Origin of the sequence: Nocardiopsis sp. NPDC050513, from assembly GCF_044457925.1 — a bacterium.
In the GTDB taxonomy this organism is placed as follows: Bacteria; Actinomycetota; Actinomycetes; order Streptosporangiales; family Streptosporangiaceae; genus Nocardiopsis.
Window position 1 is genome coordinate 79,068 of record NZ_JBITHK010000016.1, and the last position, 13,779, is coordinate 92,846.

Sequence of the window (13,779 nt, forward strand, 5' to 3'; positions counted from 1 at the left end):
AGTGAGGGGATGCATGAACATGCGCGTCGTCGTTGTCGGTGGCGGGATCGGTGGTCTCGCGTTGGGTGCTGGGCTGCGTCGTCGGGGGTTCGAGGTATCGGTGTTCGAACGCGACACCGATGTGGCGGTGACCGGCGGTTACCACATCACCCTGCACGAGCGGGCACAGTCGGCTCTGCGGGAGCTGGTCGATCCGCCGATCATGGAGCGGCTGCTCGCGTCGGCCTCGGCGCTGCGGCTGCGCGACCGCGACGCGTTCTGGGACCGGCACGGGCGGCTGCTCGGGCGGGGGCCGGACCTCAGCGGCGATTCCGGGGTGGACGTGGACCGCGTCACCCTTCGGACGCTGCTGGCCGAGGCGGTCGGCGACGACCTCCGCCTGGGACGGGCGGTGACCGGTGTCGGCCGCGGTGAGGACGGGTCTCCGCTGGTGCGGTTCGCCGACGCCGAACCCGTCTCGGCTGATCTGGTGGTGGGCGCGGACGGCACCCACTCCCTCGTCGCGCGCCATCTGGCGGGAGGCCCGACCCACGCCCCGGCGGGCTACATCGGGTTCTCCGGCCGGACCCGCCTCGGCGACCTGAGTCCTCACGAGCGGGAGCGACTCGGGCCCCGATCCGGGTTGGCGATCGCTCCCCGGGGCGCGGCGCTCTACGTCGGCTTCCTCGATCCGGTGGGCAACGCGGTGATCGACGCCCCCGAACTGCGGTCGGCGATCACGACCGGTCCCACCTACATCTGGGGAGCGATGCTCCCCGAGTCCGCGGCCACCGAGGCGCTGCGCGCACTGCGCGCAGACGCGTTGAGGGACGCGCTCCTGGCCCGATTCCGCGAGCGGGGCTGGGCCGAGCGGACGTTGGAGGTCGTCGCCCGCACGGACCCGGGCAGCGTGGCCCCGTACCGCTTCAACGCCGCCTCGACGCGGGCCCGGGATCTCGCTCCGTGGCCCGCGGGCCGGATCACCGCGCTCGGTGACGCCGTCCACGCGACGCCGCCGACCGCCGGCATGGGTGCCGGGGCGGCGATCATCGACGCCGCCAGCCTGCTCGAACGGCTGCGTGACGTGAGGGACGGCGACACCGGGCTCGGCGCGGCCGTCAGCGGATTCGAGGCGGACATGCGTCAGCGCGGCGCCGAGCTGCTCACCCTGGCCATGAGGACGGTCCGCCTGTTCCACGCCACCGGCACTCCCTTCGGCGCCGCCGCCACCGCCGCGGTCACCCCCCTCCTGGCCGCGGCCACCCGGCTGAACCGTCGTCGCTGACGATCCACCTCGCCCGTGGGCGGCGCGCGCGTAGTTCCGCTCGATCCCGTCCGCCCGGATCCGTGGTTCAGGGTGGGCTCAGGGTCGGCGCCGGAGGTGGGTCAGGGTCCGCGGCCGACAGGATCGGGTCGTGAGCCGCCCTGCGCCAAGCCTTCCGCCAGGGGCTCCCGTTCGAGTAGCCGTCGGAGGGCGCCGTGGCGCCCTCGGCCGTAGGAGGTACCGGTGGTCCAGCACTTCGAGAACACGTCGAGCCGTGCGCGGGGGTGGACGTGTCCGCGGACACGCGCCCGTGCGTAGACGCGGGAACGCCCGTGCGGATGCCAGGCCTTGGGAGCTTCGGATGAACAGGAGAGGGTCTCTCTACCTCCGGTACGCGCGCAATGACCTGGTCAAGAACAGGGGCGTCAACATCGCGCTCGCCGTGATTCTGATCCTCAGCGCATTCTTGATGGCCACCGGGTCCATGGTCATGGAGCGCCTGGTCGGATCGGTCGACCAGATCTTCGACGAGGCGGAGCCGCCGCATTTCCTGCAGATGCACAAGGGCGACTACGACCAGGGCGCGCTGCACCGGTTCGCTTCGGAGCATCCGGAGGTCGATGCGTGGCTCGTGGAGGAGATGCTCGGCTTCGACGGCGCGGCCATCGGCTGGCAGCGTCCCTCGACCGGCGAGTCGGGCGGTCTTTCCGACAGCCTGATCGACAACCTCTTCGTGACGCAGAACCGGGAATTCGACTTCCTGATCGACGAGTCCGGGGCGATTCCACGGCCTTCCCGGGGCGAGGTCTACGTCCCGGTGGATTACCAGCGGAGATACGACCTCCGGGTCGGCGACGAACTCAGCGTCATGACAGACGCCGGAGCCCACGATCTGCGCGTCCAAGGGTTCGTGCGCGATGCGCAGATGGCGTCGTCGCTGTCCTCCGCCACACGGTTCCTGGTCTCCGAAGCAGACTTCGCGGAACTGGACCGTTCCGGAGGCGGCGTCCCCGAGATCATCGTCGAGTATCGGCTGACCGATCCATCCTCGACGTCCGAGTTCCAGCGTGCGTACGAGTCCGACGAGACCCTGCCGAAGAACGGCCAGGCGGTCACCTACGAGTTGATCCGGCTGCTCAATTCGTTCAGTGACGGCCTGCTGGCGCTGGCACTGGTGTTCGCGAGCCTTCTCCTCATCGCGATCGCGCTTCTCAGCCTGCGCTTCGTGATCCGCGGGACATTGGAGGACGAGGTCCGCGAGATCGGCGCGATGAAGGCCGTCGGCCTTTCCGACAGGGCGATCGCCGGCCTGTACCTGTCGAAGTACAGCGTCATGGCCTTCCTCGCCTGCGTCATCGGTGGAGTCCTGGCCGTCTTCGCGACCGATCTGCTGACGCGGAGCATCCAGGTGAACTACGCCGAGGCGCCGTTGGGCCTCACGACGATCCTGGTGCCCCTGATCTCGCTCGCGCTCGTCTACCTGTTCGTCATCGGCATCTGCCGAGGCGTCCTCGGCAGGGTCAGGAAGATCCAGGTGGTCAACGCTCTGGTCCACGGCAGCACGCTCGACGATCGGCGGACCGCGCGCCGCGCCGAACGGCAGGCCAGGCGAGTTCGGCGGACCGGCCTCGTCTCCCCTCGCGGCGGAAGCGTCAACGGACGCCTCGCCCTTCTGGACCTTCGGGCGGAGAGCGGACAGTGGCTCCTGATCCCCATCGTCTTCTTCCTCGTCTCCGTCCTCATGACGATCCCGCTGAATCTGCTCAGCACGTTCGAAAGCCCTCGCTTCGTCACGTACATGGGGGCCGCGGAGAGCGACCTGCGCGCTGATCTGCAATTCTCGGATGATGTCGACGACGTCCGCGAGGACGTGCTCTCGAGGATGCGGAACGATGACCGGCTGACGGATGTGCGCGCCTTCGCCAACGTGCTGAGCGAGGCCGAAGGAGACGAGGGGCTGGCCACATTCCGCGTCGAAGTGGGTGACTACTCCGGTGGCACGGTCGATTTCCTGGAGGGCGAGCGTCCGGGGCCGGGGCAGATCGCACTTTCCGTCCTGAACGCGGACAGGTACCAGGTTTCGACCGGAGACGAGCTGACCCTCCACGACGGCGGAGAGCCGACCGCACTCGTCGTCAGCGGTATCTATCAGGACGTCACCAGTGGTGGGTACACCGCCAAGATGCAGGGTGAGGTGACGACCGGCGCGTCCGGCTACGTGATCTACGCGAACGTGGCCGAGGGAACGGACCCCGCCGCCGTCGCGGCCGACTACGGCGAGCGATTCCCGACGGCCAACGTGATCCCGATGCGGGAGTACGTCCAGCAGACGATGTCCTACGTCGTCAGTGCCTTTCAGGGCGCTGCCGTCCTGTCCTTCGTCTTCGGAATCGGTGTCGCGGTACTCATCACGAGCCTGTTCCTCAAACTGGTCCTGTCGAGGGACCGGAGGAAGATGGGTGTTCTGTCCGCCATCGGCTTCTCGGTGAGTGAGATCACCGGCCAGATCAGGACCAAGACCCTCATCACGGTGGTCGTCGGAACATCGCTGGGCGGTGTGTGCGCGGTTGCGCTCGGAGAGCCCCTCGTCGGCGCCCTCATCTCATTGGCGGGACTGGGAATCGTGGATCTCACGTTCATTCCGAACCCACTGCTCGCCTATGTGGCGTATCCGCTGCTTCTGATCGGTGCCGGATACCTCGCGGTTGTGGTTCTGACCGCCCGGCTTCGCGGTGCGAACAAGAGCACGTGGCTTGAAGGGTGATAGGAGAAACCATGTCGCAGAACTCTCACGTGACGCTGGAATGCCGGAACCTGACCAAGTCGTTCTACTCCACCGATCCGCCGACCCAGGTCATCAACGGGATCGACCTGACCGTCCGGAAAGGCGAGTTCGTCGTCGTGATGGGAGCCTCCGGCTCCGGGAAGTCGACTCTGCTCCACAACCTCAGTGGAATGGATCGTCCGACGAGCGGGAAGGTGCTGCTGGAAGGGCGGGATCAGACCTCTCTGAGCGACGCGGAGATGAGCCGCGTCCGGTTGAGGAGGATAGGACTGATCTTCCAGCAGGCGTATTTTCTGAGCAACCTGGACGTGCGGGACAACATTCTCCTGCCCGCCCTCAAGGCGGCGCCCAAGGAGAAGAACGCCGCGATCGCCCGCGTCGACGCGCTCATGGAGCGATTCGGCATCGCGCATGTCAGGCGGCACGGCATCACCCAGGTCTCAGGAGGCCAGCTGCAGCGGGCCTCGATCTGCCGGGCCCTCGCGTGCGAGCTGTCCATCCTGTTCGCGGACGAGCCGACGGGAGCGTTGAACAGCAGCATGACGACCGAGGTCATGGACGCGCTGACGGACGTGCACAGTGAGGGAACGACGCTCGTCATGGTGACACACGACCCCGCTTGCGCCGTTCGGGCGGACCGCGTGATCTACCTCCGGGACGGCCTGCTGGTCGACTCCCGCGAGATGGGGCCCTGGACCGGGGAGCAGTCGGCGCGGCGCGAGGACGACCTGCTCGCGTGGCTGAGGGAGAAGGGGTTCTAGCACTCCAGCCGCGGTTCGGGACCCCGGTCTGAGCGGGGCCCGGCCATGGGGCGGCCACCGCCGTGACCGGGTGGGTGCGCGGGAACCCGATGACCGGCGGCGGCCGTGGCGCGGGCACGGCGCACTACGATGGGGCGCGTGGCGAGGCGAAGAGGAACCGACTCCGACGGGCGGGCCCCGGGCGGCGGGCAGTGGTCCGCCATTCCGGGCCGTCCCCGGCTGGCCGACCGCATCGCCGCCGAGATCCAGGCCAAGATCGACGACGAGATGTGGGAGGGCGGCACCCGGCTCCCCTCAGAGCGGGACCTCGCCGCCGCGCTGGGCGTGAGCAGGCCCTCCCTGCGCGAAGCCCTGCAACTGCTGGCGGCCCGCAGGGTGGTCGAGATCCGGCACGGGGCCGGTGTGTTCGTGCTCGACGTCGACCCGGTCGAACGCCTCAGCCGCGACCAGCGGCTCTCCCCGTCCGACATCCGCGAGTTCTTCGACATGCGCGAGGTGCTGGAGGCCCCGGCCACGGCCTGGGCCGCTGAGCGGGCCGATGACGAGGACCTGGCGGCGATCGCCGAGGCGCACCAGCGCTGGGAGAGCGCCGTGGACGCGGGGGAGCTGTCCGACCAGGAGTTGTTCGCGCTCGACGTGGCCTTCCACGAGGCGATCGTGAGCGCCTGCGGCAACCGGTTCATGCTCGCCGGGATGAGCACGCTGCGCCGCCTCCAGGTCGACACCATGGGCCCGACCATGCGCAAGGCGACCCACCTGCCCACGACCAGGCGCGCGCACCGGCGTATTCTCGACGCGGTGCTGGCCCGCGACCCGGACGAGGCCCGTCAGGCCGCGACCGACCACATCCGCACCGCTCGGCGCAACGCCGAGGACGAGCTGGCCCCCAGCACCGCCGAAGCCTGATCCCGGCCTCGGGGGATCCGTCGGCGAACCGTGCCTCATCACCGGGCCCGAACGCCCTCCCACCTCCGCCCCCTACCAGGCGCACAGAGTGACCGTGTGAATCTCCTGTGAAGTTCACGCGCGAACCGGTTGATCTTCGTCACACGGCTCCGTAGAGTTCAAGTGGTCAGACCTCTGGCCAATTGGTTCTCGAAGTGGCAGGTCAGCCGGACGTGATCCGGTGGTGGGAAGGGTGAAGCGATGGGAACATCCACATGGGCGCAGGACCTACCGACGTGGGCCCTGCTCCTCATCGTCGCGGGCGGCATCGGACTGCTTCTCGTGTTGGTCATCAAGGCGAAACTCCAGCCGTTCCTCGCGCTGCTGATCGTCAGCCTGCTCGTCGCGCTCGGGGCGGGCATCCCGCTCGCCGAGGTCTTGCCGACGATCAAGTCCGGGCTCGGCGCCACGCTCGGCTCGATCGCGATCGTCGTGGCGCTCGGCGCGATGCTGTCGAAGGTCCTGGAGGAGAGCGGGGGAGCGCGGGTCCTCGCGTCCCGCCTCGTCCGCTGGACGGGTGAGCGCAGGGCGCCGCTGGCCATGGGCCTCACCGGATTCGTCTTCGGCATCCCCGTCTTCTTCGACGTCGGCCTGATCATCCTCATGCCGCTCGTCCTGGGCGTGGCCGCGCGCGTCCCGGCCCTGCGCGGACACACCCTCGCGGTCGCGCTGCCGACCGCCACCGCCCTCATGGCCGTCCACACGATGCTGCCGCCGCACCCCGGCCCCGTGGCCGTGGCCGCGCAGCTGGGCGCGGACCTGGGACTCGTCGCCCTCTGGGGCGCCGTCATCGGGTTCGCCGCGTGGATCGTCGCCGGGTACCCGATCGGCGTCCGCATCGGCCGCCGGATCCCGCTCCCCATCCCGGCGGGCCATCGGATCGAGCCGGCGCACACGGACGCCCCCGGGGCGGACGCGCGGCCCGCCCCCTCGTTCGCGCTGGTCGGTGGGCTCATCGTGCTGCCGATCCTGCTCATTCTCGGTAACACCCTGTCGGCGGCGGTCCTGCCCGAGGGCGGAACCGCGCGCACGGCCCTCAGCTTCGTCGGCGACCCGGCGGTGGCCCTGATGATCACCGCGCTGCTGGCGTTCTACTTCCTGGGCCTGCGTCGCGGAGCGTCGATGTCCCGGATCGAGACGATGGCGACCTCCGCCATGAGCTCCGCCGCCGTGGTCATCCTCGTCACCGGAGCGGGCGGCGCGTTCGGCGCCGTGCTCGTGGCGTCCGGGGTCGGCGACGCGCTGTCCGGTGTGCTCGGCGGGCTCGGGGTGTCCCTCGTCGTCCTCGGGTTCATCGTCTCCGCCGCACTGCGTCTCGCCCAGGGGTCCGCCACCGTCGCCATGGTGACCACCGCGGGGATCGTCGGCCCCGTCCTCCTCCAACAGGACGTGGGCGCGTCCGCCGCGGCCCTCGTGGTCGTCGCCGTCGGCGCGGGCGCCGCCGCGTTCTCACACGTCAACGACTCCGGATTCTGGATGGTGAGCCGATTGCTCGGGATGGACGTCGCGACCTCGCTGAGGTCGTGGACGGTGGCGGTCTCCGCGATGGGGGTCGCCGCGTTCGTGATCACGTTCCTGCTCTCCCTGGTGGTGCGATGAACACGCGGACCGCACAGACCCCGGCGCGGACCCCCGCGCGCACTCCCGCTCGCCCGCCGGAGGCCGACGCCTTCCCGCCGCCGCTCACCGTCGACGGGGCGCTCGACCGGATCGCCCGCGGCCTGGGCGGCTCCGGCACCGTCCTGGTGGCCGTGGACGACGACCCGACCGGAGCGCAGACCGTGCGCGACGTCCCGCTGGTCACCCGTTGGGAGGTCGCCGACCTGGAGTGGGGGCTGCGCGCCGCCGACCGCGGACTCCTGTTCGTGCTCACCAACTCCCGCGCGATGGACGAGTCCGCGGCCCGCCGCACCGCCCGCGAAGTGGCGACCGCGCTCGCCGAGGCGTCGCGGCGCACCGGGATCCGCGTGCTGCTCCTGAGCCGGAGCGACTCCACGCTGCGCGGCCACTACCCGGCCGAGACCGACGCGCTCGCCGACGCGTGGCGCGCGGAGACCGGCGAGGCCCTGGACGCCGTCGTGCTCTGTCCCGCCTACCTGGAGGCGGGACGGGCCACGGTCGACGGAGTCCACCTCGTCCGTGTCGGCGACGCGTGGGTGCCCGCGGGACGGACCGAGTTCGCGCGCGACGCGACCTTCGGATACCGGGCCGACGACCTGTCCGGCTGGGTGGCCGAGCGGAGCGGCGGCGCCGTGCGCGCCGCCGACGTTCTGACGGTCGACCTGCGAACCATCCGCACCGAGGGGGTGCGCGGGGTCAGGGCGCTGGTGGAGCGGCACGTCGGCGCCGCGGTGGCCTCGGCCCCCCCGGTCGTCGCGCTCGACGCCGCCGACCAGCACGACCTGGAGGTCGCGGCGCTGGCCCTGGCCGAGCTCGAGGAGGAGGGCCGCAGGTTCCTCTACCGCACCGGCCCCACCTTCGTGCGCGTCCGGGCGGGGATGCCCCCGGCTGAGCCGGTCCGGCCGGCGGGAGCGCCGACCGCGGAGGCGGTCGAAGGCTCCGCGGCGTCGGGCGTGCTCGTCGTCGTGGGCTCGCACACTGAGTTGACCACCCGCCAGGTCGCGGCGCTGGAGGCCGGACGTCCGCTCCTGCGGCTCACCCTCGACGTGCCCGCGCTCCTCGACGCCCCCGGTCCGGTGGTCGCCGACGTCGCGGCCCGCGCGGTCGCCGGACTCGCGGAGGGGGACGTCCTCGTCCAGACGTCGCGGGCGCTGCGGCGCGGTCTCGACGGCGCCGACAGCCTGCGCATCGCCCGGGAGGTGTCGGACGCGGTGGTGGAGACCGTGCGGCGGGTCCTGCGCGACCGCGCACCGCGCGCCGTGGTGGCCAAGGGCGGGATCACGTCGCACGAGGTCGCGGTGAAGGGGCTCGGTGTGCGCCGCGCGCGCGTGCTCGGCTCGGTGCTGCCCGGCCAGGTGTCCCTGCTCCAACCGGTGGACGCCGAGGGCGAGCCCGACGGGCCTCCCTACACCGTCTTTCCCGGCAACGTCGGGGACGATCAGTCGCTGCTGACGGTGGTGCGCCGTCTGACGGCCGAGACCGAAACAGGAGAGTGACCATGTCCAGGACAACGGTGAACACCGCCGACACCCCCCGCGCGGGAGTGATCGGCCTCGGTGTGATGGGCGCCCCGATGGCCCGCCACCTGGCCTCCACCGGCACCCGGGTGACCGCGTACGACCCGGCGCCCTCCGCGGCGCGCGCGGTCGAGGGCAGCGGCGTGACCCTGGTCGGAGACGGAGCGGCCGTCGCCGCCGCGGCGGACGTCCTCGTGTGCATGGTGGCCACGCCCGCCCAGGCGCGCGGCGCGCTGCTGGGCGCCGGGGACTCCCCGGGAGCCCTGGACTCGATGCGTTCGGGCTCGGTCCTCGTGGTCATGGGGACGCTGGGTCGCGAGCCGGTGAGGGAGCTGGCCGCGGCCGCGGCGGACAAGGGGGTCGGTTTCGTGGACGCCCCGGTCAGCGGCGGGGTCGTCCGCGCGGGCAGGGGCGAACTGCTGATCATGGGATCCGGTGACGACGCGTCGTGGGCCGGGGCGTGGCCCGTGCTGGACGCCCTGGGCGACCCGGTCCGCCGGGTCGGCGGCGAGCCCGGCCAGGGACAGGTCGTCAAGCTCGTCAACCAGCTCCTGTGCGGGGTGCACATCGCGGCGGCGGCCGAGGCGCTGGCGCTGGCCGCCAGCATGGGCGTGGACGTGGCCGAGACGTGGGAGACGATCCGTCCGGGCGCGGCGGCGTCGTTCATGCTCGACGACCGGGGCGGCCGGATGGTCACGCGGTCCTTCGACGACGTCCGCAGCGCGCTCGACATCTTCGTCAAGGACATGGGTCTGGTCGCGGACGCGGCGGAGCGTTCCGGACTGGACGCGGTCCTGGCCTCCACCGCGCGGCGCGTGTTCGAGGAGGCGTCGGAGCGCGGCTGGGGGCGCCAGGACGACTCCGGTGTGATCCGCTGGTACGAGGAGAGGGGGGTCTGATGGGCGCCTCGGCGCCGTCTGGTCCGGGGGACGTGCTGCGCTCGGCCGCGCCGGTGTTCGCGTTCACGTGCTACACGCTGGAGACGGCCACGGGCGTCGTCGCGGCGGCCGTTGACGCGCACCGCCCGGTCATCCTGCTGGTCGCCGACTCCGTGTTCGCCGCACCGTCGGGGCCCTCGCTCGTGCGGGCACTGCGGGCGGTGGCCGACCCCGCTCCGGTCCCGGTGTTCGTCCAGCTCGACCACTGCTCTGATCTGGGTCGGATCGCCGCCGCGGTGGACGCGGGGGCGCACGCCGTCATGGCGGACGGGTCGACGCTGCCGTACGAGGACAACGTCGCCTTCACCCGGCGCGCGGTGGAACTGGTCGCGGACCGGGGCGTGTGCGTGGAGGCCGAGTTGGGCCGGATCGAGGGGGACGAGGACGTCGACCGGGCGGCCGCGGTGTCGGAGGCGATGACCGACCCGGGCCAGGCGGTGGACTTCGTCGCGCGGACCGGGGTCGACTGCCTCGCGGTCGCGGTCGGCAACGTGCACGGCTCCTACCGGGGCGAGGTCCGCCTCGACCTGGACCGGCTCGCCGACGTCGCCGCCGCGGCCGGCGTGCCGCTGGCGCTGCACGGGGCCTCGGGTGTGCCCGACGCGGTCCTGGCCGACGCCGTCCGGTGCGGCGCGGCCAAGGTGAACGTCAACACCGAGTTGCGCGCGGCGGCGTTCGACGTGCTGGCCCGCAGGGTGGGACCGCTCACCGGGGGACTGCGGACCGCGTCGCTCGTGGCGGAACTGGAGGACGCCGCGCGGACGGTGGCCGCGGGCAAGTTCGCGGTCGGGGCGGGCGCTCCGGGGACCGGGTAGGAGGACGGCCGCCGAGCGGTGCGCGCCCCGGTGCGACGCGGGGGCGGGGGCGGAGGCGGGGCGCGGGCGCTGGATAAACCTCTGTCTCAGAGGTAGAGTGAGGCTTGCCTTATTACGCAGGCGCTCGTTCGCGCGCGCGACCCGACGGAGGACATGTGCTGGTGAGTGACCGCGACCGGTCCGTCGCCCCGCCGCGGCTACGGCGTGGAGTCGGACGTGTCGGGTGACCCCGTCACCGACCGCCCGGTGGTCGTGCGCGGGGGAGCGGCCTCGTGACCCGCGTCCTCCTCGTCGAGGACCGCCGCGAGTCGGCGCAGAGCGGGCAGCGCCCGGCCGATCGCCCGGCGGTCGTCCTCGTCCAGGCGCAGGAGCGCCGCCGACAGCACCTCGTCACCGGCGGCGCCCCAGGCCGCCAGGCGGTGCGCGCCCTCGTCGGTGAGGTGCAGCCGCGCGGCCCGCCGGTCGGAGGGGTCACGGGCGCGCTTCAGCAGACCCGCGCGGACGAGTTCGCCGACGGTGGTCGACACCGTGTTCGGCACCAGCTGGAGCCGATCGGCGACGCCCCGCGTGCCGATGCCCGGATGCGCCTCCACCGTGCGCAGGACCTCGACCTGCGCGTCGGGAAGCCGCTCCAGCGCCGCGTGTCGGCGCACGGCGCGGCGGGCGACCCGCGACACGGCTCCCAGCAGCGGCAGCTGCCGGGCCAGCCGCAGCACCTCCGCGCCTTCCCGGTCCGGCCCGGTCATCGGCCACCGGACCGCGACACGACAGCCAGAACACCATGACGACACCGGACGGAGACACCACCATGACGACGCACCAGAAGAGTGTACGGTCCCACGCCGACGTGCCCACGGGGCGCGGCGAGCGGTGGCTCAAGCAGCTCGCCTCCCACCTGGGCCGCAAGTGCGAGGTCCAGCGGGACGGCGACACGACGCTGCTGCTGCTCGCCGGCGGCTCGTGCGCCATGACCTGTGACGCCACGGCTCTGCGCCTGGCCGCGACGGGACCGGACGAGGACACGTTGTCCCAGGTCCAGCTCGTCGTCGGCGGGCATCTCGAACGGTTCGCGGCAGCGGAGGGCCTGCGCGTCGTGTGGCGGCGCGGTTGAGCCGACGGCACGGTCGGGCGGTCCGTCCTCGGGGCCGGGCGGAGCGTTCGCTGCGGCCGGTCCCGGTTCCGAACGGCTACCGCGCGGTGAGGGCGGCCGCGAACAGCACGGCGGCCGAGACCAGCAGTGCTCCCGGCGCCCCGACCGCCCCGGCCACGCCCGCGGCGGCCGCGGGGATGGCGACCTGTCCGAGCCGGTTGCCCCAGATGCGCAGGGCCAGCGCCGATCCGCGCGCCCCCTCCGGAGCCGCCGTGGCGACCTCCGCCATGGTCAGCGGCTGCCCCAGACCGAGCAGGAAGCCACCGGCCGCCAGCACCGCCCCGAGCGCCAGCGGGCCCCCGACCGGCACGGCCACCAGCGCCATCGACAGCCCGGCCACCGCCGTGCTCGCCACGATCAGGCTCCGGCGGGACCAGCGCACCAGCAGCCACGGCAGGCACAGGCGCGAGACCAGGGAGGCCGCGGCGCGCACGCTCAGCAGGACGCCCACGTACAGGGGGGAGATCCCCCGGCTCTCGGCGATCAGCGGCAGGTAGGCGGTGAGGACGTCCACCGCGGAGAGCAGCGACAGGCTGGCCAGGAGCGCCGCGGTCATCCGGCGTCCGCGCAGGATCTCCCGGGCCCCGACGGACGTGCCGGAGCCCCGTTCGGCCGGGACCGGCGAGCGCAGCGTCAGAAGGGGGAGGATCCCCACGGCCCCCAGGACCGCCGTGGCGCACGCGACCCACAGCGCCGTCGAGGTCGCCGGGAGGAGGTCCGGTCCGGAGGCGTCGGCGAGCACGGCTCCGGAGATCAGCGGACCCGCGAGCTGGCCGAGGGAGGCCGCGGCGGTGTACCAGCCGAAGTCGCGGTCCAGGTGCTCCGGCGGTGAGAACCGGGCGACCAGCCCCTGTCCGGCGATCATGCACAGCAGGTGGCCCGCGCCGACCACGGTGCTGGCGAGGGCGAGGGAGACCAGTCCGGTCGCGGCGGCCAGGAGCACGCTGCCCGCGGCGAGGACCGCCGCACCCAGCCCCACGATCCAGGCCGTCCGCCGCGCGCGGTCGGTCGCCCGTCCCAGCGGGACGGCGATGAGGAGGGGAAGCAGGGCGTAGGCCGCGGTGACCAGACCGACCGCGACGGCGTCCCCGCCCACGGCGATGGTCCGGTAGGAGATCAGCGGGCGGGCCACGTTCAGGGCGGTGTGCGCGAAGACGACGCTGACCAGGAGGGGCCACAGCCATCGCCGTTCCGGCAACCCCGCCTCCACCATGGCGCTCCCCCCGTCCGATCACGGCCGATCTCGGCCGAGGCCGACACGGGATGATCCCATGTCGCCGCTCCGCGCCGTGCGGGCACCCCGTCCCCGTCGGCAGGTAAAGGCTCGGCAACCGCGCCGGAAGGTGCGGGGCGGGAGCGGGGGCGCGGATTAGGTTGGGCGCATGATCACCAGGATGCATTCGACCACCGTCCTGGTCGGCGACCAGGACGAGGCGCTGCGCTTCTACGTCGGTGTGCTGGGCTGGGAGAAGCGGGCCGACCACACCATGGGTCCGATGCGATGGCTGACCGTGGCGCCGCGCGGCGCCGAGACCGAATTGGTGTTGGGCCAGCCTGAGGTCTACGAGCGGGAGGCGCCCGATCCGGCCGCGACCCGGCTCTGCGGCATCTCCCTCCTCACCGACGACATCGACGCCGCGTACGAGGCGTTGACGGCCAAGGGCGTGAACGTCAAGCAACCGCCCGAGGACATGCCGTGGGGCGACCGGGCGACCTGGTTCACCGACCCCTTCGGCAACGAGTACTTCCTCGTCCAGCAGGCCCGGGGCCAGGCGTAGTGACCACTGAGGCCGGTGGCGCCCACCCCGTCTGACCCGCGCCGGGCGACACCGCGCGGCGTGCGGAGCAGGGCACGGGAGGGGACGTCCTTCGCCGGCCTCGCGACGGCCGCACGGGATGCACCGCGTCCGACGGCGGTGCTCGGCCGCCCGTGACGGCGCACATACCCCCTGGGGGCGGTCCGCCTCGTGGGCCGTCTCCCGCACGTCGGGAGGACCGTGCTTGT

The 13,779-nt window shown here is 72.4% G+C and carries 12 protein-coding genes; 10 read left to right on the forward strand and 2 right to left on the reverse strand.

Annotation, left to right across the window (positions count from 1 at the left end; genetic code table 11):
- The first annotated feature begins 19 nt into the window (after positions 1 to 19).
- The 8 genes from ACIBFB_RS23975 to ACIBFB_RS24010 all read left to right on the forward strand — a co-directional run bounded on the left by ACIBFB_RS23975 (position 20) and on the right by ACIBFB_RS24010 (position 10,624).
- Positions 20 to 1,264 (forward strand): FAD-dependent oxidoreductase, encoded by a 1,245-nt coding sequence (locus ACIBFB_RS23975; RefSeq protein WP_397233762.1) that lies wholly within the window; start codon positions 20 to 22, stop codon positions 1,262 to 1,264.
- A gap of 340 nt (positions 1,265 to 1,604) precedes the next feature.
- A complete protein-coding gene (locus ACIBFB_RS23980) occupies positions 1,605 to 4,007 on the forward strand; it encodes an FtsX-like permease family protein (protein ID WP_397233764.1) in 2,403 nt (800 codons plus the stop codon).
- A gap of 11 nt (positions 4,008 to 4,018) precedes the next feature.
- On the forward strand, positions 4,019 to 4,789 hold the full coding sequence (locus tag ACIBFB_RS23985) for an ABC transporter ATP-binding protein (RefSeq protein ID WP_397233766.1): 771 nt from the start codon (positions 4,019 to 4,021) through the stop codon (positions 4,787 to 4,789).
- A 138-nt stretch (positions 4,790 to 4,927) separates the two neighbouring features.
- Positions 4,928 to 5,695, forward strand: coding sequence for a FadR/GntR family transcriptional regulator (locus ACIBFB_RS23990; protein WP_397233768.1), 768 nt, complete (start codon positions 4,928 to 4,930; stop codon positions 5,693 to 5,695).
- Positions 5,696 to 5,935: 240 nt separating this feature from the next.
- Positions 5,936 to 7,333 carry a GntP family permease gene (locus ACIBFB_RS23995; protein ID WP_397233770.1) on the forward strand — a complete coding sequence of 466 codons (1,398 nt, stop codon included), beginning with the start codon at positions 5,936 to 5,938 and terminating at the stop codon, positions 7,331 to 7,333.
- Positions 7,330 to 8,850: a four-carbon acid sugar kinase family protein gene (locus ACIBFB_RS24000; RefSeq protein WP_397233772.1), complete on the forward strand. Its 1,521-nt coding sequence runs from the start codon at positions 7,330 to 7,332 to the stop codon at positions 8,848 to 8,850. The genes ACIBFB_RS23995 and ACIBFB_RS24000 overlap by 4 nt, the downstream gene beginning before the upstream one ends.
- 2 nt (positions 8,851 to 8,852) lie before the next feature.
- Positions 8,853 to 9,770, forward strand: a complete 918-nt coding sequence (locus tag ACIBFB_RS24005; protein ID WP_397233774.1) for an NAD(P)-dependent oxidoreductase — start codon at positions 8,853 to 8,855, stop codon at positions 9,768 to 9,770.
- The gene (locus tag ACIBFB_RS24010; RefSeq protein WP_397233776.1) at positions 9,770 to 10,624 is read left to right on the forward strand and encodes a class II fructose-bisphosphate aldolase; all 855 of its coding nucleotides are present in this window, start codon (positions 9,770 to 9,772) and stop codon (positions 10,622 to 10,624) included. Before ACIBFB_RS24005 ends, ACIBFB_RS24010 begins: the two co-directional genes overlap by 1 nt.
- Positions 10,625 to 10,821: 197 nt before the next feature.
- On the opposite strand, the gene ACIBFB_RS24015 is transcribed toward ACIBFB_RS24010, so the two are convergent.
- Positions 10,822 to 11,370, reverse strand: a complete 549-nt coding sequence (locus ACIBFB_RS24015; RefSeq protein ID WP_397233778.1) for a MarR family winged helix-turn-helix transcriptional regulator — start codon at positions 11,368 to 11,370, stop codon at positions 10,822 to 10,824.
- Between the two features lie 62 nt (positions 11,371 to 11,432).
- Between ACIBFB_RS24015 and ACIBFB_RS24020 the strand changes: the two genes are divergently transcribed.
- Positions 11,433 to 11,735, forward strand: coding sequence for a DUF2218 domain-containing protein (locus ACIBFB_RS24020; RefSeq protein WP_397233780.1), 303 nt, complete (start codon positions 11,433 to 11,435; stop codon positions 11,733 to 11,735).
- A gap of 76 nt (positions 11,736 to 11,811) precedes the next feature.
- On the opposite strand, the gene ACIBFB_RS24025 is transcribed toward ACIBFB_RS24020, so the two are convergent.
- Positions 11,812 to 12,987 (reverse strand): MFS transporter, encoded by a 1,176-nt coding sequence (locus ACIBFB_RS24025; RefSeq protein ID WP_397233783.1) that lies wholly within the window; start codon positions 12,985 to 12,987, stop codon positions 11,812 to 11,814.
- A 169-nt stretch (positions 12,988 to 13,156) separates the two neighbouring features.
- Between ACIBFB_RS24025 and ACIBFB_RS24030 the strand changes: the two genes are divergently transcribed.
- The gene (locus ACIBFB_RS24030; protein WP_397233785.1) at positions 13,157 to 13,552 is read left to right on the forward strand and encodes a VOC family protein; all 396 of its coding nucleotides are present in this window, start codon (positions 13,157 to 13,159) and stop codon (positions 13,550 to 13,552) included.
- Positions 13,553 to 13,779 lie beyond the last annotated feature (227 nt).

What these genes read in the sequence shown, in the direction of transcription:
- ACIBFB_RS23975 (WP_397233762.1), top strand. Translation starts at nt 20, where the DNA reads ATGCGCGTCGTCGTTGTCGGTGGCGGGATCGGTGGTCTCGCGTTGGGT.
- ACIBFB_RS23980 (WP_397233764.1), top strand. Translation starts at nt 1,605, where the DNA reads ATGAACAGGAGAGGGTCTCTCTACCTCCGGTACGCGCGCAATGACCTG.
- ACIBFB_RS23985 (WP_397233766.1), top strand. Translation starts at nt 4,019, where the DNA reads ATGTCGCAGAACTCTCACGTGACGCTGGAATGCCGGAACCTGACCAAG.
- ACIBFB_RS23995 (WP_397233770.1), top strand. Translation starts at nt 5,936, where the DNA reads ATGGGAACATCCACATGGGCGCAGGACCTACCGACGTGGGCCCTGCTC.
- ACIBFB_RS24000 (WP_397233772.1), top strand. Translation starts at nt 7,330, where the DNA reads ATGAACACGCGGACCGCACAGACCCCGGCGCGGACCCCCGCGCGCACT.
- ACIBFB_RS24005 (WP_397233774.1), top strand. Translation starts at nt 8,853, where the DNA reads ATGTCCAGGACAACGGTGAACACCGCCGACACCCCCCGCGCGGGAGTG.
- ACIBFB_RS24010 (WP_397233776.1), top strand. Translation starts at nt 9,770, where the DNA reads ATGGGCGCCTCGGCGCCGTCTGGTCCGGGGGACGTGCTGCGCTCGGCC.
- ACIBFB_RS24015 (WP_397233778.1), bottom strand. Translation starts at nt 11,370, where the DNA reads ATGACCGGGCCGGACCGGGAAGGCGCGGAGGTGCTGCGGCTGGCCCGG.
- ACIBFB_RS24020 (WP_397233780.1), top strand. Translation starts at nt 11,433, where the DNA reads ATGACGACGCACCAGAAGAGTGTACGGTCCCACGCCGACGTGCCCACG.
- ACIBFB_RS24025 (WP_397233783.1), bottom strand. Translation starts at nt 12,987, where the DNA reads ATGGTGGAGGCGGGGTTGCCGGAACGGCGATGGCTGTGGCCCCTCCTG.
- ACIBFB_RS24030 (WP_397233785.1), top strand. Translation starts at nt 13,157, where the DNA reads ATGATCACCAGGATGCATTCGACCACCGTCCTGGTCGGCGACCAGGAC.